Here is a 20,009-nt window from a genome sequence, read left to right as displayed (position 1 = left end):
GTGTTCCAAGCGCCAGGTCCGAACTTTGGACCAGGTGATTGGATATGAGCCCGTTAGACGCTTGCGTCCTACAGGCTCAATTGTGCGTAGCGCCTTAGCTGCTCGGACCCGGACATTTGGCCCACGACACTGCAGTAACAGCAGTGCGGCGTATAGAGCTGAACGCCTCCGAGTCAGGGCCGGTTGACACGCGCCCACCTGGCAGGTAGACTCGACGTTGAATTGCGTCACCAACAGATAGGGGAAATGTTTTTATGAGCAACGCGCGCGGATAAAAAATTCACACGATTCAACAAGGCTTGTTTCGTGTCCGGTTTTTTCGTCCCAGCGTTGCGCAGCATTTTCACCATCGTAGCCCCCAAGCGCTGCGAAATTCTTGTAGTGACGTTTTTTGATTCCCGCGGGTCGTGCGCACACCCCCGCAGTTGCCGCGCGCGCCTTTCACCGTAAAGGAGAACATCAAATTGACAGATTTTACGTTACGTCGCATCACCGAAGCAGATGAGGCCGCGGTCCGCCTGCCCAACCAACCGTTCAAATTGTTTGGCCATTTTATTGTCACGCGCGATGAAGCCGGCTGGCAGCATCATGAAGTCTTAGACGCTGAGGTGCGCGAGCAGACCTTCCCTGAAGAAAATTACCAGCTGGCTGACATCGACGCGAAGGGCTTTGCCATCGGGGCGTTTGCCGGCGACGACTGTGTGGCCCTGGCGACGTTTGAGAACCGTTGGACCAAATACACGTATCTGGCCGATCTGAAGGTCAACATCCCGCAGCGCCGGCTGGGTCTTGCCCATCAGTTGATGGACTTTGCCAAGCCGTTTGCCCAAGCGGCGGGGACACAGGGATTTTGTACCGTTGCACAAGGGTCCAATTTAGCGGCCAACCGTTTTTACCTGAATTATGGGTTTCACATTGGCGGGTTCAACACGAATAACTATTTCCACACACGCGCGCGTGGGGAAACAGATATCTACTATTATTTAGATTTTTGATCCGGTTTTCCGGCGTCTCGGCCTATACCGAGGCGTTTTTGATTGCAAAAAATTTGTTTTAACAAGTATCTAAGACGCGTATAATTCAGGCGAACCAGAAAGGAGCGACATGAATGACGGATCAACGACCGTTCATCACCCTGATCACCGGGGCGGATAAGGGCTTAGGCTTTGAAACGGCCAAGGGGGTCGGCGCGGCCGGCCACCATGTGTTAGTCGGCGCGCGCAACGCGCAAAAAGGTGCGGCGGCGGTGGCGACGTTGCGGACTCTCGGCATCACGGCGGATGCGGTTCAGCTGGATGTGACGGATCACGAACAGATCGTCGCGGCGGCGGATCGGATTCGCAGCCAGTTTGGCTACCTCAGCGTCCTCGTCAACAACGCTGGCATCGCGGTGGATCATCATCAACCAGCCAGTCAGTTGGCGTTGGATCTTGCGCGGCAGGATATGGCCGTCAATTATTTTGGCCTGGTCGATGTGACGCAGGTGATGTTGCCACTGTTGAAGGCGACGCACCGGGCGAAGATCGTCAATGTCACCTCAAACATGGGGTCGCTTGGCTTGGCCACGGATCCGACGTCGCAATTTTTCCATGTGAATTCGCTGGGCTATCAGGCATCCAAGGCCGCCGCCAATTTTGCGACGATCGCGTTCGCCAAGGAACTCGCCTCGACGGGAATCACGGTCAATTCGGTCAATCCTGGGTGGACGGCGACGGGTTTTGGCGGCCGCGATGTGACGCAGGCGGCGCCGGCGGGGATGCAGGATGTCGCGACTGGCGCGGCGCAGATCATCAAAATGACGCTGGATGACAGCGGCGCGACAGGGACCTTCACGGAAAACGCCGGGCCGCTGCCGTGGTGAACGCGTCGCCTCGGTGGCCCATCAGTTGGATGGTGGCGCCCGATGCTGGGCAAAATACTTGGCAACCATATATTTTGCCCGGCGCGCTATGATAAAATTAAATAAAGGAGCTGATCATTATGAAATTGGTTGAAAATCCGATTCGACTGAATGCAAGTCTGCATAAAATGCTGCCGTACACCGTGCGTTACCTTTATGGCAAAAGCGCAGTCAAAACTTTTCGGCTCTACACATTAGGGTCGGTCCATGTCCATTACATCGAAGGGTTCAAGTCGATCGATGTGGTGATGACCCACGAGAAGCGGAATATCCGCCAAGATGAGATCGATTTTGTGATCGGCAAATTGTTTTCCGACACTGAGACCGCGCAGCTGACGGTGAACCATGCGGCCAAGGATGAGATCGAGGGGCAGGTCCACCATAAGATCGGGGTGCATGACCTCGTGATCATCAGTCTGCCAGTCGCGCATTCGGCCGCCTGAGCACCTGTTGTAAAACAGCGTCGGCGTTGGCCGCATTTTGAATAGGCATGAAAGGGTCAAATGACAGTCGCAGGACCGCCATTTGGCCCGTTTTTGCGAAGATGTTTGGCTTTTATCACGGGCTGCGCTAGAATATCGTATGTTTGTTTACGAAATCTTAATCAACTCGCACATCGGGGAACGGAGTGTCATATATGTTGCATCTCAAACGATTTTTGGTGGGGAAGCCGCTAAAATCATCTGAAGAAGGCGGGCAAAAGCTCGGCAAATTCAAGGCGCTGGCCATGTTGTCATCAGACGCACTGTCGTCTGTGGCTTACGGCACCGAACAGATCGTCCTGGTCCTGACCACGCTGTCGGCCGCGGCGATCTGGTATTCACTGCCGATCGCGGCGTTTGTGTTGATCTTGCTGCTATCGCTCACATTGTCGTACCGCCAGATCATTCACGCTTATCCAAGCGGCGGCGGGGCGTATGTCGTCGCGAGCCAGAACCTCGGGCAAAATGCGGGGCTGGCGGCTGGCGGGTCGCTGTTGATCGACTACATGCTGACTGTGGCTGTTTCAACGTCGGCCGGCGCGGAGGCGATCACCTCGGCGATTCCGGCGTTGTATGGCCACCAGGTGCTGATCTCACTGGTGATCATCGTGATCTTGACGGCGATGAACCTGCGTGGGATGAGCGAGTCGGCGTCATTTTTGATGATTCCGGTTTACCTATTCGTGATCACCATCACGGCGATGATCGTTTGGGGGCTGATTCAGATCGCCACTGGGGCCATTCCATTCAAGGCAACGGCGGTCGTCGGCTCGGTCGTGCCGGGTATCTCGATGGCCCTGATCTTCCGCGCATTTTCCAGTGGGTCCAGTTCTTTGACTGGGGTCGAGGCGATCTCAAATGCGGTGCCGTTCTTCAAGAAACCGCGCTCGCATAATGCGGCGGCCACGCTGGCCATCATGGCGACGATTCTCGGCTTTTTCTTCGCCGGCATCACGTTCTTGAACTACTGGTACGGCATCGTGCCGGAAGCCAAGGTGACGGTTCTGTCGCAGGTCGCTAAGGTCACATTTGGCGGCACGGGCATCATGTATTATGTGATTCAGTTTGCCACAGCGCTGATTTTGGCCGTCGCCGCGAACACCGGCTTCTCGGCGTTTCCGGTGCTGGCCTTCAACATGGGCAAGGATAAATTCGTGCCGCACATGTTCATGGACCGCGGGGATCGCCTGGGCTATTCCAACGGGATCATGACGCTGGCTGTCGGGTCAGGGCTTTTGATCGCACTGTTCCAGGGCTCGACGGAACGCCTGATTCCGCTGTATGCGGTCGGCGTGTTCATTCCGTTCACGCTGTCGCAAACAGGGATGATTCGCCACTGGTGGCGCGAGCGCGGCAAGGGTTGGATCGGCCGGAGCCTTGCCAACTTTGCCGGGGCATTCATTTCCTTTGCGATTCTGGTGATTCTGTTCGTTTATCGCCTGCCAGACATCTGGCCGTTTTTCATCATCATGCCAGCGCTGGTGTTTGTCTTTTATAAAATTCATGATCATTACACCAAAGTTGCGGCCCAATTGCGGCTGCCAGCGGATACCGAGATTCACGAATACGCCGGCTCGACCGTCATTGTGTTGGTCGGCAATGTAACGCGGGTGACGCGTGGAGCGTTGAATTATGCGCAGACGATCGGCGATTATGTGATCGCGATGCATGTGTCGATGGATGAGAACCCGAACAAGGAACAGGAGACACAGGCGGAATTCAAGCGCGACTTCCCGGATGTCCGCTTCGTCGACGTCCATTCGTCCTACCGTTCCGTCGAACAACCGGTCATTCGCTTTGTCGACATTATTTCGAAAAATGCGGCCAAACGTGATTTCACGACCACGGTCTTGATTCCACAATTCGTGCCGAAGAAGCCTTGGCAAAATATTTTGCATAACCAGACCAATGTGCGGTTGCGGGCGGCGTTTGCCAGTCGCGAAAATGTCATCATCGCGACTTACAGTTACCACCTCAAGCAATAGTTTCAGCGGCCAGCCAAATAATGCGGCTGGCTTTTTTGATTCAGGGTGCGCAGGCCGAAGCCCAACTCGATTTTGCGGCGACTATCCGCCATATGTGCGGCAGGGCGTGTGGCATCCCCGCCATCCGTTTTTCCCCTAACCTGACCGCGCAGGGGGTTGCCATCAATGTTAGAATTGAACCAAAGCAGAATGTAAGGAGCGACGAGGGCGATGCCGCAAAAGACAAGTGAAACGCCGATGATGCAGCAATATCAGGCGATCAAAGATCAATATCCGGACGCGTTTTTGTTTTATCGCATCGGGGATTTCTATGAATTATTCAATGACGACGCGATCAAGGGCTCGCAGCTCCTGGAGCTGACGCTGACGGCGCGGAACAAAAGCGCAGACGACCCGATTCCGATGTGCGGGGTGCCGCATCACGCGGTGCAAAGTTATATCGACGTGCTGATCGACCACGGCTACAAGGTCGCCATTTGTGAGCAAATGGAGGATCCCAAAAAGGCGGTGGGGATGGTCAAGCGCGAGGTGATTCAACTGGTCACCCCGGGCACCACGATGGATGTCAAAGCCGGCGAAGCCAAAAGCAATAACTATCTGGCCGCGGTGGTGCCGGACAAGGGCCAATACGGATTTTCCTATGCAGATCTGTCGACCGGCGAGCTGAAAGTGGCGACGCTGACGTCGAAATTCACCTTGCAAAACGAGCTCGGCGCGTTGGGCAGTAAAGAGGTCGTGGTGCCGGAAGACCTGGCCGAAGACGATGCCAAGTTGCTTGGCGGCGGACGTCTGCTTTCCAAACAGCCCGCCAGCCAGCCGACTGCCGAGGCCAGCTATGTTAGCCAGGATCTGGCGGACCCGCTGGCCAAGGCGACGGCGGTCATGTTGATGCAATACCTGCTGGCGACGCAAAAGCGCAGCCTGGCCCACATTCAAAAGGCCGTTTTCTATCAGCCCGCGAATTATCTGGAAATGGATCAAGACGCCCGCACCAACTTGGACATTTTGAAAAACAGTCGCACGGGTCGCAAAGGCGACACGTTGCTGGCGATTCTTGATGCGACCAAAACGGCGATGGGCGGCCGGCTGCTCAAGCAGTGGCTCGAACGGCCGCTATTGGACCTCGGCCACATCACGGCTCGGCAAGATCAGGTGCAGACGCTTCTGAATCACTTTTTTGAGCGTAGCGAGTTGCAAGACCGGCTGACCAAAGTCTATGACCTGGAGCGGCTGGCCGGGCGGGTCGCGTATGGCAACGTCAATGGGCGCGATCTGATTCAGTTGCAGACGAGTCTGGATCAGGTGCCGGCGCTGCAAGATATTTTAGCGAAGCTGGATGATGGCAGCTTCAAAGACTTGCGGGCGGAATTGGATCCGGTGGCCGATGTGGCAGGGCTCATTCGCCGCGCGGTCGAGCCGGAGCCGCCGATCAGCATCACAGATGGCGGGGTGATCATGCGCGGCTACAATGCCCAGCTGGATCAATACCGCGACGCGATGCAAAACTCCAAGCAGTGGATCGCCGATCTTGAAGCGTCGGAACGCGAGGCAACGGGAATCCACAACCTGCGGATTCGCTACAACAAGGTCTTCGGCTACTATATCGAGGTGACCAATAGCAACCTCGCCAAGGTGCCGACCGACCGCTATGAGCGCAAACAGACGCTGACAAACGCCGAGCGGTTCATCACGCCGGCGCTGAAGGAAAAAGAGACGTTGATTCTGGAGGCGGAGGAAAAATCCACCGCGCTGGAATATGATCTGTTCCAGGAGATCCGCGAGCAGGTCAAGCTGCAGATCGGCCGGCTGCAAAAATTGGCGGCGCAACTGGCGAGCCTGGATGTGCTGCAGAGTTTTGCCGTGGTGGCTGAAGCGGAACATTATGTGCGGCCAGTGATGCATGCCGGCAGCCACACCGTTACGATTCACGGGGGCCGGCATCCGGTCGTCGAGCATGTGCTTGGCGCCCAGCAGTACATCCCCAACGATGTGATCATGGGCGACGACACGGATATGCTGTTGATCACCGGGCCCAACATGTCTGGGAAAAGCACGTACATGCGTCAGCTCGCCTTGATCGTGATCATGGCGCAGGCGGGGTCGTTTGTGCCTGCCGACGACGCGCAGCTACCTGTTTTCGACCAGATCTTCACCCGCATTGGCGCCGCCGATGATCTGGCGGCGGGCCAAAGTACGTTCATGGTCGAAATGATGGAGGCCAATGCCGCACTGGCCCATGCAACGGCGAGTTCGCTGGTGTTGTTCGATGAGATCGGCCGCGGCACCGCCACCTATGATGGGATGGCGCTGGCCCAGGCAATCATCGAGTACCTGCACGACCACGTCCACGCAAAAACACTGTTTTCCACGCATTATCATGAATTGACGGCGCTGTCGGACAGCTTGCCGAAGTTGCGCAATGTGCATGTCGGGGCCGTCGAGCAAAATGGCACCTTGGTGTTTTTGCACAAAATGCTGCCGGGGCCGGCCGACAAGTCGTATGGGATCCATGTCGCGAAGCTGGCGGGGCTTCCGGCGGATCTGTTGAGCCGGGCGGACACGATCTTGACGCATCTGGAAAGCAGCAGTGTCGACAAGGCCGCGCCGGTGCCGGAAACGAAGGAAGCCGAGGCGCAGCTCAGTTTGTTTGAGCCCGAGCCGGTGCGGCCGAAAAACGATCCGGTGATCAAGAAACTGACCGCGTTTGACCTTTTGGCGGCCACGCCGATGGACGCGATGAATTTGATCTATGACCTGCAAAAGCATTTAAAGAAGAAGTGATCTTATGGCCAAGATTCATCAATTATCAGCAACGCTCAGCAATCAGATCGCCGCTGGGGAAGTGATCGAGCGGCCCGCCAGCGTCGTTAAGGAGCTGGCGGAAAACGCGATCGACGCTCAGGCGACGCAGGTGGATATCACCGTCGAAGAGGCGGGATTGAAGCTGATCGAGATTCTGGATAACGGCATCGGCATCGAGGCAGAAGATGTGCCGACCGCCTTTTTGCGCCACGCGACGTCAAAGATCTTGACGACGCGCGACCTGTTCAATGTGCATTCGCTCGGCTTTCGCGGTGAGGCCTTAGCGTCGATCGCCGCGGTTGCCGATGTCACGATGACCACGGCGACGGACAATGGACTGGGCACCAAGGCGCATTTGCGCGGCGGGAAACTGCTGACGACGGAAGAGACGGCGAGTCGGCGCGGCACGCAGCTGATCGTGCGGGATCTCTTTTTCAACACGCCGGCCCGGCTGAAATATGTGAAGTCGCAAAACACGGAGCTGGCGCGCATCGTCGATATCGTCAACCGGCTTGCGATGGGCCATCCCGAAGTGGCGTTCACGCTTCGCCACAATGGCAAAATGGTCAGCCGCACCGCTGGCCATGGCGACCTGCAGCAGACGCTTGCGGGCATTTACGGTGTCTCGGCGGCAAAGTCGATGCTGTTTTTCGAAGGGGAAGACCTCGACTTCAAGGTCAGCGGGTATGTGTCGCTGCCCGACACCACGCGTGCCAGCCAGCAGTACATCTCCTTGATGATCAACGGCCGCTATATTCGCAACTACAAGCTGACGCATGCGGTGATCGATGGCTACGGCTCTAAATTGATGGTCGGGCGCTATCCGCTGGCGGTGATCGATATCGCGATGGATCCGCTGCTGGTGGATGTCAACGTCCATCCGACCAAGGCCGAGGTGCGCCTCAGCAAGGAGGACCAGCTCAGCGCGCTGATCAGTCAAAGCATTCGCGACCGCCTGGCCAAGGAAAATCTGATTCCGGATGCCTTGTCCAATCTGCGGGGGCGCGCGCCGGTGGATATGGATGCCTTGACCCGCGATCTGAATGCGGCCTCTGCGGTGCACGAACCGGCCGCGCGATGGGGGCAGGAGGCGGAGGCCGGGCAGACGCCAGGCACAAGCAATGGCGCCTCTAGTGAGTTGTCAACGGCGCCAGTGGCCACGCCTGGGCAGACCGCGCAGACCGCGCACCCGGTCCCGGACAACAGCGCCAAGGCTGAGGTTGACTCGACTGGCCAACCGGTCGAGTCGTCGTTTGGCCTGGGCATCGACGATTTGCCCAGCGCGCCGATCTTTGACCATCCGGAACGGTTGGCTGCCTGGGATGCGGCACTTGCGACGCGCACGCCAAGCCCGGCGCCGGTTGCGGCGTCTGCGGAAGACCTGGCTGGTGTTTCCGACGAGACTGCCCGGGAGGCCGCCCGCGTTGCCGGGGACACGCCGCGTTTTCCGACGCTGACGTATCTCGCGCAGGTCCATGGCACTTATCTGCTGGCTGAGGACGAAAGCGGTTTGTACATTTTGGATCAGCACGCCGCCCAGGAACGCGTGAACTACGAATTTTACCGGCAGGCGATCGGGGAGGTGGCTGCGGACCAGCAGGCGCTTTTGGTGCCGATCGTGCTGGATTACCCAGCCAGCGATGCGGCGCTGATCCGCGATCATTTCGACACGCTGGCCGCCGTCGGAATCCACCTGGAGGATTTTGGCCAAAACACGTTCATCATCCGCCAGCATCCCACCTGGTTCAAAGCGGGGCAGGAGGAGGAGACGATCAAGGAGATGATCGACTGGTTGCTGCGCGATGGCAAGCTCAGTGTCGCCGCGTTCCGCGAAAAAACGGCGATCATGATGAGCTGTAAGCGCGCGATCAAGGCCAATCATCATTTGGATCACCAACAGGCGCAGGCGCTTTTGACCAGGTTGCCGGATTGCGAAAATCCATTCAATTGCCCGCATGGTCGGCCAGTGCTGGTCCATTTTTCCAACCAAGACTTGGAGAAAATGTTCAAGCGCATTCAGGACAGTCACGTGTCCGGCGGGGCGGATCAATGATCGTCTTGGCCAGTCAGTCGCCGCGGCGCATCGAATTGCTGCACCGCCTGTTTCCGACGTTCACGCATGTCCCGGCGCCGATCAATGAACGGGCACTGCCGCTGTTGGCGCCGGCGCCTTATGTGCGTTCGCTGGCCCGGGCAAAAGGCGAGGCGGTCAGGGCATTGTACCCCGGGTCCCTGGTGATCGCGGCGGACACGATGGTGGTCGACGGCGATCGCCTGGTGGGCAAGCCCGCAAACGAGGCGGCCGCCAAGTCAATGCTCCAGGCGTTCAGTGGCCGCACGCATCACGTTTTGACCGGATTATTTGCGACTTACCGCGGTCAGACCGTCAGCGCGGTGGTCTCGACGGCCGTCACCTTTTGGCCGCTGACCGACCAGCAGCTCGAGCGCTATCTGGCGACGGGTGAGTACCGCGACAAGGCCGGCGCCTATGGCATTCAGGGGCAGGGGGCACTGCTGGTAAAAAAGATCGATGGCGATTTTTACAACGTGGTCGGGTTGCCGATCAGCACGCTCGCACGGCTGCTTGCCCAATTGCCGACAGGGTACTGACGCCGCGGTGTGCTTGAATCAAAATAGCCTCACCAGGTTCGCGTTGCGGTTTGCATGCGAAATGGTGAGGCTATTTTTGTGTGTTAGTTTTCTCTGGCGTTGTCCAAGTGGCGAATCACTTTCGCGGGCACGCCGACTGCGAGGCTATTGGCCGGAATGTCGCGGGTGACGACACTGCCGGCGCCGATCACGCAATTGTCGCCGATCGTCACGCCAGGCAGGACATTGACGTTGGTGGCGATCCAGACGTTGTTACCGATGGTGATGGGATGCGTGTACTCGAGCCCTTCGTTGCGCTGCTCGACATTCAGCGGGTGCTGCTCGGTGATGATGCAGACGTTTGGCGCGATGAAGACATTGTCGCCGATCGTGATCTTGCCGCTGTCCATCAGTTTGCCGTTGACGTTCATGTAGAAGTTATCGCCGACCGTCGTGTTCGAGCCATAGGTGGTGAAAAAAGGTTGCTCGATCACTGGCGTTTTGCCGACACCGCCGAGAATTTCGCGCAACTTGGCCTCACGTGCCGTCCGGTCCAGCGGGTAGATGTGGTTGTAATCGTAGACCTTCTTGATCGTTTCGTCGCGCTCTTCGACGAGCTCTGGCGCGTAAGGTTGGTAAAGGTGCTCGGTGAACGAGCGCGCCTTTTCAGTCATGTCAGACATACAATGCCTCCTCATTATTTACCAGCATCGTAGCATGTTCCTGGGATGCGGGACCATCGCCGCGCAAAAGTCGGCGATATCTTGATATAGGGGGATGGGCCAGGGTGAAAAAAGACACGTTGACGGGAAAACCGGTCAGCGTGTCTTTTTGGTAGGTGAACGGGTCGGGGCGCCGCTGTCCACCCCTAAGCGCCCCGCTACGCACCCTCAGTTGGGCTTCGGCCCGCATGGTGGGGATATCTAACTGTCTCGTGCACTCGGTGGCAAAAGACGCCACCAAGCACCCGAGCCAAGTTAGCTACCCCATCATCCCGCGGGCCTCCGCACCCTACAGTTGGGCTTCGCGGGGCAGGGGTGGGACATCTAGTCGTCCTGGTCGCCTGATGGCAAAATGCACCATCAACCGCCCAGGCCGCACTAGCTGTCCATCCCTAAGCGCCCCGCTGCGCACCCTCAGTTGGGCTTCGGCCCGCATGGTGGGGATATCTAACTGTCTCGTGCACTCGGTGGCAAAAGACGCCACCAAGCACCCGAGCCAAGTTAGCTACCCCACCATCCCGCGGGCCTCCGCACCCTACAGTTGGGCTTCGCGGGGCAGGCCTGAAGCATCTAGCTACCCTGCGCACTCGATGGCCAAGGACGCCATCAAGCGCACAGGCCACGCTGGCTGTTCAGCCCTAAACGCCCCGCTGCGCACCCTATCCAAACAATTTCATGAGCCATTGCGCGCCTGTCACGAGGGCCCATGAATAGGCGGCGATGGTGACGGGTTTGCCCAGCAGGATGATCCAGGTGAAGGTGCTGGTCTTCATTTTGGTCAATCCGGCAAGTAGGCACAGGACGTCATCCGGGGCGACTGGCAGGAAGATCGCCAGCGCAAAGAGGCGGTCGAACTGTTTCTGATTGGTGGTGTAGCCGATATATTTGTCGTATGTCTTTTCCGAGATCACATGCATGATGAACGGCTTGCCGTAATGGCGGGCGAGCAGAAAATTGATCATCGAGCCGATGCAGATGCCGAGGTAGTTATATAAAAAGCCGCTCCACGGGCCAAACAGGACCACGCCGGCCGCCAGTGAGACGCCGCCGGGAATCACTGGAATAACGACTTGGATGATCTGAATGACAATGAAGATCAGCGGTCCAAGCAGGCCACTGCCGTTGAGATAGGCCTGCAGATGCGGCAGGTCGGCAAAAACACCGAGCCGCCACCAATAGATCGTCAGGCCGATCGTGGCTAAAAGAACAAGCAGCGTTGTGACATTAAGCAGGCGTCTTGAAACTGTCGGGCTCATCGCCATCCCCCTTCCTCCGTTCTTTAATTTTAGCAGAGGGGGCCGGTCCTGCCTACTGATGGCGCTCGGGCGCGGGACCGATTTTTGGGTCGGAAAGGCGAACGATTTTGTCACATCGCGTCCGGCGTGCGGTAAAATGAAACGTGAATCTATGCTACAATAGACCGAAACTATGGACGGAAAAGAGAGGCGTGTATGTACGAGTATCTAACAGGCCGCGTCGCTGCGGTGACGCCTGCCTATGTCGTGCTGGATGTTGGCGGTGTCGGCTACCGATTGCTGTGCGCCGATCCCTATGATTTTCATGAAGGCGCGGTGGTCACGCTGTACGTGCAGTTGATCATCCGCGAAAATGATCAGACGCTGTACGGGTTTGCCACAGAAGAGGCCAAGCGCACCTTCAATCAGCTGTTGTCCGTGACCGGCATCGGCCCCAAGTCGGCGCTGGCGATCTTGGCCAATGTCGACGCGGCGGGGCTGGCGGCGGCGATCGCGCAAGGCGATGCCGCATTCTTGACGAAATTTCCAGGCGTGGGCAAAAAAACCGCCCAGCAGATCATTTTGGATCTGAAGGGCAAACTGGCCGTGCCGGCTGCGGCGAGCATTGCAGAGGCGCCCGACGACCTCGATCCGGCGCTGGCCGATGCATTGGCGGCGCTGGTGGCGCTCGGTTATCCGGAAAAAGCGGTGGCCAAGGTGCAGTCAAAGCTCGCGGCGGCCGATGCCCAAACGACCGATGCGTATCTGCGCGCCGGATTGAAATTGTTGAGTCAATAAGATGAAAGGAGCGCATGATGGCAGACGAACGGCTTATTTCGGATGAAGCGTCAGGCGATGATGAAACGATCGAGCGGACCCTGCGCCCTCAGCGCCTCGATGATTATATCGGCCAGTCCGCCATTAAAAAGCAGCTGGCGATCTACATCAAGGCCGCCAAAAAGCGTGAAGAGGCGATGGATCACGTGCTGCTTTACGGGCCGCCGGGGCTTGGGAAGACCACGCTGGCGATCGTCATCGCCAATGAGCTTGGCGCTGGAATTCGCACAACTTCTGGTCCGGCGATCGAAAAAGCCGGCGACTTGGTGGCGATGCTGAATGAATTGCAACCAGGCGACGTGCTTTTTATCGATGAGATTCACCGCTTGCCGAAGCCGATCGAAGAAATGCTGTATTCGGCGATGGAAGACTTTTATGTCGATATCGTGGTCGGGCAGGGTCCGACGGCGCATCCCGTGCATTTTCCGCTCCCGCCGTTCACGCTGATCGGCGCGACGACGCGGGCGGGGATGTTGTCGGCTCCTTTACGCGACCGGTTTGGCATCACGGGCCATATGGTCTATTATGCCCCGGAGGAATTGACGCAGATCGTGCAGCGGTCGGCCGGAATTTTCAACATGACGCTTCCGGAAGCCAGCGCCCTAGAATTGGCGCGCCGCTCCCGGGGGACGCCGCGTATCGCCAACCGCTTGCTCCGCCGAATTCGCGACTTCGCAGATGTGGCCGAGGCCGACGAGATCTCGGTCTCACTGGTCGATCACGCGCTGGATCAGCTTCAAGTCGACGGCTCCGGGCTCGATCAGATCGACCGCAAGCTGCTTTCGATCATGATTCGCGATTACGATGGCGGGCCGGTCGGGTTGAACACGATCGCCGCGAACATCGGTGAGGAAAGCGCGACGATCGAAGAGATGGTCGAACCTTATTTGATGCAGATCGGCTTTTTGAAACGCACGCCGCAGGGCCGCATGGTGACGCCTGCTAGTTATGAACATCTTGGGTTTCCCTACACTGAAAAATGATTGGAAGGATCTATTTTGCTTACCACTGAAGATTTTGATTATGATCTGCCCCAGGAACTGATCGCCCAGACGCCGCTCAAGCAGCGCGATGCCAGCCGGCTCTTGGTACTCAACGCTGACACGGGGGCCTACGAGGATAAACATTTTTATGACATCCTGGATTATATCCAGCCAGGCGACGCGATCGTGATGAACGATACCCGCGTGATGCCGGCGCGGCTGTATGGAGTCAAAAAAGAGACCGGCGCCCATATGGAAGTGCTGCTGCTTCACAACACGGAAGGTGACAACTGGGAAACGCTGATGAAGCCGGCGCGCAAAGCCCCAGTTGGCACGGAGATCGAATTTGGCGACGGCCTACTCAAGGGCACGGTCACCGAAGAGCTCGATCACGGCGGCCGAATGATTCGCTTCAGCTACGAGGGTATCTTCATGGAAGTCCTCGAGCAGCTGGGCGAAACGCCGCTTCCGCCATACATCAAGGAAAAATTGGAAGATCCTGAAATGTACCAGACCGTTTATGCCAAGGAAAGTGGCTCCGCTGCGGCGCCGACTGCTGGCTTGCACTGGACGCCGGAATTGCTGCAAAAGGTCCAGGACAAAGGGGCCAAGCTGGTTTATTTGACGCTTCATGTGGGTCTAGGGACATTCCGGCCTGTTTCTGAAGACAATATCGAGGACCACCAGATGCACAGCGAATTCTACCGTTTTTCCCAGGAAGCGGCGGATACGCTGAATGAGGTCAAGAAAAACGGTGGGCGGATCATTGCCACCGGCACCACGTCGATTCGCACGCTGGAGACGATCGGCACGAAGTATGATGGCGAGATCCACCCGGATTCTGGCTGGACCGATATTTTCATCAAGCCGGGCTATCAGTGGCGGCTGGTCGACGCGTTTATCACCAACTTCCATTTGCCAAAGTCCACGCTCGTGATGCTGGTCGCCAGCTTCACGGGCCGCGAAAATATTTTGAACGCGTATCATCACGCGATCGAAGAAAAGTACCGCTTCTTTAGTTTTGGCGACGCGATGTACATTCACCGCTAAAAGGAAGTGGGACAACTGTCGCGCTTGGGTCCGCCAGGTAAGCGTCTCAATCACCAGGTCCGAACTGTGGGCCAGGTGATTGGATATGAGCCCGTTAGACGCCTGCGTCTTACAGGCTCAATTGCGTAGCGCCTTAGTTGCTCGGACCCGGACATTTGGCCACGACACTGCAGTAACGTCAGTGCCTAAAAGGCGATCAGCTTTGTGGCCCACAAAAAAGGGAGCCGGGACAATTGTCTCAGCTCCTGGTGGAAAGGGCCCTGTGCGAAGTCGACTAAACTCGATTTTTTCTAACGCATCGCTGCGGGAAACATTTCGTGTCAGATCGTTCACTCTCAGGCGGCCGCCCATTCATCCAGCGGCAATGGCATTGTAAGTCCAACGGCCCCTTCCACTGTTTATTATAGTGGCTCAGCGGACGGGACTCAAACAACTCGTTTCAGCAAAGGAGTTTTTATGGAACCTGCGATCAAGTACCATCTCATACATCAAGACAAACACTCGGGCGCGCGGCTGGGCGAGATCATCACCCCGCACGGCACATTTCCGACCCCGATGTTTATGCCAGTGGGGACCCAGGCTTCGGTGAAGACCATGGCGCCGGAAGAACTGGATGAAATGGGGGCTGGCGTGATTTTGGCCAACACCTATCATCTCTGGCTGCGACCGGGGCCGGAGTTGGTCGAAGAGGCCGGCGGGTTGCACAAGTTCATGAACTGGAACAAGGGCATCCTCACCGATTCGGGCGGCTTTCAGGTCTTTTCGCTGGCGCACATGCGCGACATCACCGAAGAAGGCGTCAATTTCAAGAATCACATCGACGGCGCCAAGATGTTTTTGTCGCCGGAAAAAGCGATCGCGATCGAAAATGCGCTGGGGCCAGACATCATGATGAGTCTGGACGAATGCCCACCGTTTTTCGAAAGCTATGACTATGTGGCCAAAAGCGTCGCGCGGACGAGCCGCTGGGCGGAGCGCGGACTCAAGGCGCATAAAAATCCGGAGTGGCAGGCCCTTTTTGGCATCGTCCAAGGCGCCGGGTTCAAGAATCTGCGCCAGCAAAGCGCCAAGGATCTGGTCAGTCTGGATTTTCCAGGCTATTCGATCGGCGGCCTGTCTGTTGGGGAGTCCAAAGAGGAAATGAATCACGTCTTGGACTTCACGACACCATTGCTGCCGGAAACCAAGCCGCGCTATCTGATGGGCGTCGGTTCGCCTGATGCCCTGATCGATGGGGCGCTGCGCGGCATCGACATGTTCGATTGTGTCTTGCCGACGCGCATCGCTCGCCACGGGATGGTGATGACCAGCCGCGGCCGGCTTGTGATCAAAAATGGCAAGTACGCGCATGATTTTGGCCCGCTTGATCCGGATTGCGACTGCTACACGTGCCGCAATTATTCACGCGCTTATATTCGTCATTTGGTCCATGTGGGTGAGGCGTTTGGCATTCGGCTGACAACCTACCACAATCTGTATTTCCTGCTTCACCTGATGAAGCGCGTGCGGGCGGCGATCGCCGATGACGCGCTCCTTGATCTGCGCGAAGAGGTTTTTGAGAAGTACGGCTATGATCAGCCAAACGCCAAGGCGTTTTGACCGTTCACGACCGAAATCAGTCTCAAGCCCCTAGCGCAAGGCTGGTTATTCTGGTACAGTGGTCAATGAACAAATTTTGAAACGAGGTGCCTTACATTGGGAATCGGCGGTATGCTCATTACGATGGTCCTGCTGTTTGCATTCATGTATTTCTTCATGATGCGGCCGCAAAAGAAGCAGCAACAGCAGCACCAAGATATGCTTAACAACATGAAAAAAGGTGACAAGGTCGTGACGATCGGTGGTCTGCACGGCGTGGTCGATAGCATCGACCAGGACGCGAAAACCGTCGACCTTGATCTTGATGGCGTTTATCTCACATTTAACTTGACCGCGATTCGCACGGTCAACGGTGCGGCAAATGGCACGCCGGCTGCAGGCACTGCTGCGCCAGCCGCCAAAGACGACACACCGGCAAACGATGATTCCGCAGACACCCCTGCAGACGATGATCAGTCCGCAGCGGATGACAGCGAGACCAACGACGATAGCGAAAACAAAGACTGATCCTAGTCGCACAGAACGCACTGGCCAATTTGGCTGGTGCTTTTTTTGTGGAAGTGGGGCAAAGGCCGCTCTTGGGTCCGAGAGGTCAGTGCGCCAAGCGCCAGGTCCGAACTTTGGACCAGGTGATCGGCGCCTTAGCTGCTCGGACCCGGACATTTGGCCCACGACACTGCAGTCACAGTAGCGCACCATACAGGAACTTGGCCAAAACAAAAAGTCGCAGGCCCAGGTCTTTTTTTGAGCCGTCAACTAACAATTGTGGGGTCAGAGCCGAACGACGAGCGACCGATGAATGCGCTTCAAGCTCACCAACAAACAGATGAAAATAAAAATGAAAAGGTTGACACGGCGCGCTGCGTCGCTATCATCGAAATTTCCGTGAAAAAATTCACCAAAAATTGTTTACAAAATCACAAAGGCTGTGTATCATGTGTTTTGTGAAATGGTTAACAAAAATTCTTAAACAACTTGTGGAGGGATCCGGATGCTGAAAGACAGTAAGGCAGACACCACGCTCGACGTTAATGCAATGATCGATGAACTCGTGGCAAACGCCCAGGAAGCGCTCAAGATCATGAAGACCTTCGACCAAAAGAAGATCGACCATATCGTTCACCGCATGGCGATCGCAGGCCTTGACCATCATATGGAGTTGGCCAAGATGGCCGTTGAAGAAACGGGCCGTGGGGTCTATGAAGACAAGGCGATCAAAAACATGTTCGCCACTGAAGAGATCTGGCACTCGATCAAAGACGACAAGACCGTTGGCGTGATCAGTGAAGACAAACAGAAGAATATCATTCAGATCGCGGAACCGATCGGTGTGATCGCCGGGGTGACCCCAGTGACGAACCCGACCTCAACGACCATGTTCAAGTCTGAGATCGCGATCAAGACACGTAACCCGATCATCTTCTCATTCCACCCAGGCGCACAAAAGTCTTCCGCGCATGCCCTTGAAGTGATCCGCGACGAAGCCGTTAAAGCTGGTCTGCCAGCAGGCGCGTTGCAGTTCATTCCGGTTCCTTCCATCGAGGCGTGCCAAGCGCTGATGCATCATCCTGGCATCGCGACGATCTTGGCCACTGGCGGCCCTGGCATGGTCAAGTCCGCTTATTCCTCAGGCAAGCCAGCGCTGGGCGTTGGTGCCGGGAACGCGCCTGCTTACATCGAAGCGACGGCTGACATCAAACAGGCCGTTAATGACATCGTTTTGTCCAAGAGCTTTGATAACGGCATGGTCTGCGCCTCCGAGCAGGGCTGCATCGTCGATGACGCCATCTACGAACCAGTAAAGGCAGAATTCACGAAGCAGGGTGCCTATTTCGTTAAGCAAAAGGACATCAAGGCGCTGACTGACACGGTGATCGATCAAGATCGCATGGCCGTTAATCCGCGGATCGTTGGCCAAAGTGCTTGGCAGATCGCCAACTGGGCCGGCATCGATGTACCAAAGGACACACCGCTTCTGATCGCTGAACTGAAGGGTGTCGGCGACAAGTGGCCGCTGTCCCATGAAAAACTCAGCCCAGTTTTGGCCATGTTCAAAGCTGAAGGCCATGAAGATGCCTTCAAACTTTGCGAGACCATGCTCGACATCGGCGGCCTTGGCCATACCGCGATCATTCACACCGCGGACGAAGATCTGGCCTTGGATTACGCAGACAAGATGCAGGCATGCCGTGTCCTTGTTAACTCCCCGTCCACATTCGGTGGGATCGGTGATCTGTACAACGAAATGATCCCGTCTCTGACACTTGGCTGCGGCTCGTATGGTGGTAACTCAATTTCACATAACGTGGGGACGATCGACTTGCTGAATATCAAGACATTAGCGAAGCGCCGCAACAACATGCAATGGGTCAAATTGCCACCGAAGATCTACTTCGAACGCAACTCGGTCCGTTACCTGGAGAAGATGGACGGCCTCGACCGCGTCCTGATCGTCGGCGACCGTGGAATGGAAAAACTCGGGTATGTCCGCATCGTTGAAGATGTTTTGAAAAACCGGACCAACCCAGTCGATGTTCAGACCTTCCTCGATGTTGAACCAGATCCTTCCAGCAACACCGTTTACAAAGGCACGGCCATTGCAAAAGACTTCAAGCCGGATGCGATCGTTGCGATCGGCGGCGGCTCCGTCATGGATGCGGCCAAGGGCATCTGGCTGTTCTATGATGGCGATGGCGACTTCTTCGGCGCAAAGCAGAAGTTCTTGGATATCCGTAAGCGGACCTACAAGTTCCCGAAGCCGACCAAGTCCAAGCTCGTCTGCATCCCGACCACGTCTGGTACCGGTTCTGAAGTGACCCCATTTGCGGTCATCACAGACTCCGAGACTGGCATCAAGTACCCATTGGCTGATTATGCGCTGACCCCAGACGTTGCGCTGATCGATCCGCAGTTCATTGAAACGGTCCCGCCAAAGGTTGTTGCTGATACCGGCCTGGATGTCATCTGCCATGCCACCGAAAGCTTTGTGTCGACGATGGCCAGCTCCTACACCCGTGGTCTGTCGCTGCAGGCGTTGAAGCTCGCGTTTGACAACCTCGAATTGTCCTACAATGGCGACCTCGAAGCGAAGGCAAAGATGCATGACGCCTCGACGATCGCAGGGATGGCCTTTGCCAACGCGCTGCTGGGCATCAACCACAGTATCGCCCATAAGCTTGGCCAGACTTACCATCTGCCTCACGGACGTTGCATTGCGATCACCTTCCCGCATATCGTGCGTTATAACGCCAAGACCCCGAAGAAGCGTGCTGTATGGTCCAAGTACAACTACTTCCGCGCGGATGAAGATTACGCAGAGATCGCCCGTTACCTCGGCCTCAAGGGCAACACGACGGCTGAACTTGTTGGAGCCTTTGCACAAGCCTACATCGATCTGGCGCACCGCGTCGGCGTGAAGATGAGCTTGAAGGATCAGGGCATCAGCAAGGAAGACGTGCTGAAGAATGTCGATCGTATCGCAGAACTTGCCTACGAAGACAACTGCACGGTCACCAACCCTGTTGAACCTTTGATCGCGGACATGAAGCAGATCGTGCTCGATGAGTACGAAGGCACCGAGTCCAGCCCATCCGTTCACAACTAATTTGCAGTCATGCTAGCCAAAAAGTTCAGGTCGCCAAGCGACTTGGACTTTTTGTTTGCTGGCGGGGACACAAGGGTCACGGCAAGCCCCTTCTTGAAAAATACGGTGTCGGCGCACCCACGCCCCCATCACCTGATCGCACAGGCGGTTCCTGCCACGCTGGATTATCAGAATTGTGATGAACACGCCTAGGTAAAAGGCGTGTTTTTTTGCCTGAGTTC

Annotated in this window: 17 protein-coding genes; 15 read left to right on the top strand and 2 right to left on the bottom strand. The window is 56.6% G+C overall.

The features are described 5' to 3' along the window. The first annotated feature begins 464 nt into the window (after positions 1-464). From JUE67_RS09865 to JUE67_RS09830, 8 genes are all read left to right on the top strand, one after another. Complete coding sequence (locus JUE67_RS09865; protein WP_203626080.1) at positions 465-995, top strand: GNAT family N-acetyltransferase; 531 nt, start codon at positions 465-467, stop codon at positions 993-995. Positions 996-1,108: 113 nt separating this feature from the next. Further along, positions 1,109-1,861 carry an SDR family NAD(P)-dependent oxidoreductase gene (locus JUE67_RS09860; RefSeq protein ID WP_203626079.1) on the top strand — a complete coding sequence of 251 codons (753 nt, stop codon included), beginning with the start codon at positions 1,109-1,111 and terminating at the stop codon, positions 1,859-1,861. 119 nt (positions 1,862-1,980) lie between these two features. Then, positions 1,981-2,343, top strand: coding sequence for a DUF1827 family protein (locus tag JUE67_RS09855; RefSeq protein ID WP_203626078.1), 363 nt, complete (start codon positions 1,981-1,983; stop codon positions 2,341-2,343). Between the two features lie 194 nt (positions 2,344-2,537). Then, positions 2,538-4,367 (top strand): potassium transporter KimA, encoded by a 1,830-nt coding sequence (gene kimA / locus JUE67_RS09850; protein ID WP_203626077.1) that lies wholly within the window; start codon positions 2,538-2,540, stop codon positions 4,365-4,367. 20 nt (positions 4,368-4,387) lie between these two features. Then, complete coding sequence (locus JUE67_RS09845) at positions 4,388-4,597, top strand: hypothetical protein (RefSeq protein WP_203637140.1); 210 nt, start codon at positions 4,388-4,390, stop codon at positions 4,595-4,597. After that, positions 4,578-7,148 (top strand): DNA mismatch repair protein MutS, encoded by a 2,571-nt coding sequence (gene mutS, locus JUE67_RS09840; protein WP_203626076.1) that lies wholly within the window; start codon positions 4,578-4,580, stop codon positions 7,146-7,148. Before JUE67_RS09845 ends, mutS begins: the two co-directional genes overlap by 20 nt. Positions 7,149-7,152: 4 nt before the next feature. Then, positions 7,153-9,222, top strand: coding sequence for a DNA mismatch repair endonuclease MutL (mutL, locus tag JUE67_RS09835; protein WP_203637139.1), 2,070 nt, complete (start codon positions 7,153-7,155; stop codon positions 9,220-9,222). Continuing rightward, on the top strand, positions 9,219-9,779 hold the full coding sequence (locus tag JUE67_RS09830) for a Maf family protein (protein ID WP_203626074.1): 561 nt from the start codon (positions 9,219-9,221) through the stop codon (positions 9,777-9,779). Before mutL ends, JUE67_RS09830 begins: the two co-directional genes overlap by 4 nt. 83 nt (positions 9,780-9,862) lie before the next feature. Here the strand turns inward: JUE67_RS09830 and JUE67_RS09825 are convergent, their stop codons facing one another. Both JUE67_RS09825 and JUE67_RS09820 read right to left on the bottom strand, forming a co-directional pair. Then, positions 9,863-10,441: a sugar O-acetyltransferase gene (locus JUE67_RS09825; protein WP_203626073.1), complete on the bottom strand. Its 579-nt coding sequence runs from the start codon at positions 10,439-10,441 to the stop codon at positions 9,863-9,865. Between the two features lie 698 nt (positions 10,442-11,139). Beyond that, a complete protein-coding gene (locus JUE67_RS09820; RefSeq protein ID WP_203626072.1) occupies positions 11,140-11,736 on the bottom strand; it encodes a TVP38/TMEM64 family protein in 597 nt (198 codons plus the stop codon). A 195-nt stretch (positions 11,737-11,931) separates the two neighbouring features. Here JUE67_RS09820 and ruvA point away from each other — a divergent pair, with 195 nt between their 5' ends. From ruvA to adhE, 7 genes are all read left to right on the top strand, one after another. Beyond that, on the top strand, positions 11,932-12,513 hold the full coding sequence (ruvA, locus tag JUE67_RS09815; RefSeq protein WP_203626071.1) for a Holliday junction branch migration protein RuvA: 582 nt from the start codon (positions 11,932-11,934) through the stop codon (positions 12,511-12,513). Positions 12,514-12,530: 17 nt separating this feature from the next. Next, positions 12,531-13,535, top strand: a complete 1,005-nt coding sequence (gene ruvB, locus JUE67_RS09810) for a Holliday junction branch migration DNA helicase RuvB (protein WP_203626070.1) — start codon at positions 12,531-12,533, stop codon at positions 13,533-13,535. 12 nt (positions 13,536-13,547) lie between these two features. Continuing rightward, positions 13,548-14,585, top strand: coding sequence for a tRNA preQ1(34) S-adenosylmethionine ribosyltransferase-isomerase QueA (queA, locus tag JUE67_RS09805; RefSeq protein WP_125696602.1), 1,038 nt, complete (start codon positions 13,548-13,550; stop codon positions 14,583-14,585). A gap of 456 nt (positions 14,586-15,041) precedes the next feature. Beyond that, on the top strand, positions 15,042-16,184 hold the full coding sequence (gene tgt, locus JUE67_RS09800) for a tRNA guanosine(34) transglycosylase Tgt (protein ID WP_203637138.1): 1,143 nt from the start codon (positions 15,042-15,044) through the stop codon (positions 16,182-16,184). Positions 16,185-16,295: 111 nt separating this feature from the next. Beyond that, entirely contained in the window at positions 16,296-16,691 is a 396-nt protein-coding gene (gene yajC, locus JUE67_RS09795) for a preprotein translocase subunit YajC (RefSeq protein ID WP_125696554.1), read from the top strand. Between the two features lie 156 nt (positions 16,692-16,847). Then, a complete protein-coding gene (locus JUE67_RS09790; RefSeq protein WP_203637137.1) occupies positions 16,848-17,132 on the top strand; it encodes a hypothetical protein in 285 nt (94 codons plus the stop codon). A gap of 43 nt (positions 17,133-17,175) precedes the next feature. Next, positions 17,176-19,788 (top strand): bifunctional acetaldehyde-CoA/alcohol dehydrogenase, encoded by a 2,613-nt coding sequence (gene adhE, locus JUE67_RS09785; RefSeq protein ID WP_203626068.1) that lies wholly within the window; start codon positions 17,176-17,178, stop codon positions 19,786-19,788. Positions 19,789-20,009: the final 221 nt, after the last annotated feature.

Source organism: Lacticaseibacillus mingshuiensis, assembly GCF_016861785.1.
GTDB lineage: Bacteria > Bacillota > Bacilli > Lactobacillales > Lactobacillaceae > Lacticaseibacillus > Lacticaseibacillus mingshuiensis.
The sequence above is the reverse complement of the archived record's forward strand: the minus strand, read 5'-3'. Positions and strand labels throughout refer to the sequence as shown.

What these genes read in the sequence shown, in the direction of transcription:
- JUE67_RS09860 (WP_203626079.1), top strand. Translation starts at nt 1,109, where the DNA reads ATGACGGATCAACGACCGTTCATCACCCTGATCACCGGGGCGGATAAG.
- JUE67_RS09855 (WP_203626078.1), top strand. Translation starts at nt 1,981, where the DNA reads ATGAAATTGGTTGAAAATCCGATTCGACTGAATGCAAGTCTGCATAAA.
- kimA (WP_203626077.1), top strand. Translation starts at nt 2,538, where the DNA reads ATGTTGCATCTCAAACGATTTTTGGTGGGGAAGCCGCTAAAATCATCT.
- JUE67_RS09845 (WP_203637140.1), top strand. Translation starts at nt 4,388, where the DNA reads ATGCGGCTGGCTTTTTTGATTCAGGGTGCGCAGGCCGAAGCCCAACTC.
- mutS (WP_203626076.1), top strand. Translation starts at nt 4,578, where the DNA reads ATGCCGCAAAAGACAAGTGAAACGCCGATGATGCAGCAATATCAGGCG.
- mutL (WP_203637139.1), top strand. Translation starts at nt 7,153, where the DNA reads ATGGCCAAGATTCATCAATTATCAGCAACGCTCAGCAATCAGATCGCC.
- JUE67_RS09830 (WP_203626074.1), top strand. Translation starts at nt 9,219, where the DNA reads ATGATCGTCTTGGCCAGTCAGTCGCCGCGGCGCATCGAATTGCTGCAC.
- JUE67_RS09825 (WP_203626073.1), bottom strand. Translation starts at nt 10,441, where the DNA reads ATGTCTGACATGACTGAAAAGGCGCGCTCGTTCACCGAGCACCTTTAC.
- JUE67_RS09820 (WP_203626072.1), bottom strand. Translation starts at nt 11,736, where the DNA reads ATGAGCCCGACAGTTTCAAGACGCCTGCTTAATGTCACAACGCTGCTT.
- ruvA (WP_203626071.1), top strand. Translation starts at nt 11,932, where the DNA reads ATGTACGAGTATCTAACAGGCCGCGTCGCTGCGGTGACGCCTGCCTAT.
- ruvB (WP_203626070.1), top strand. Translation starts at nt 12,531, where the DNA reads ATGGCAGACGAACGGCTTATTTCGGATGAAGCGTCAGGCGATGATGAA.
- tgt (WP_203637138.1), top strand. Translation starts at nt 15,042, where the DNA reads ATGGAACCTGCGATCAAGTACCATCTCATACATCAAGACAAACACTCG.
- yajC (WP_125696554.1), top strand. Translation starts at nt 16,296, where the DNA reads ATGCTCATTACGATGGTCCTGCTGTTTGCATTCATGTATTTCTTCATG.
- adhE (WP_203626068.1), top strand. Translation starts at nt 17,176, where the DNA reads ATGCTGAAAGACAGTAAGGCAGACACCACGCTCGACGTTAATGCAATG.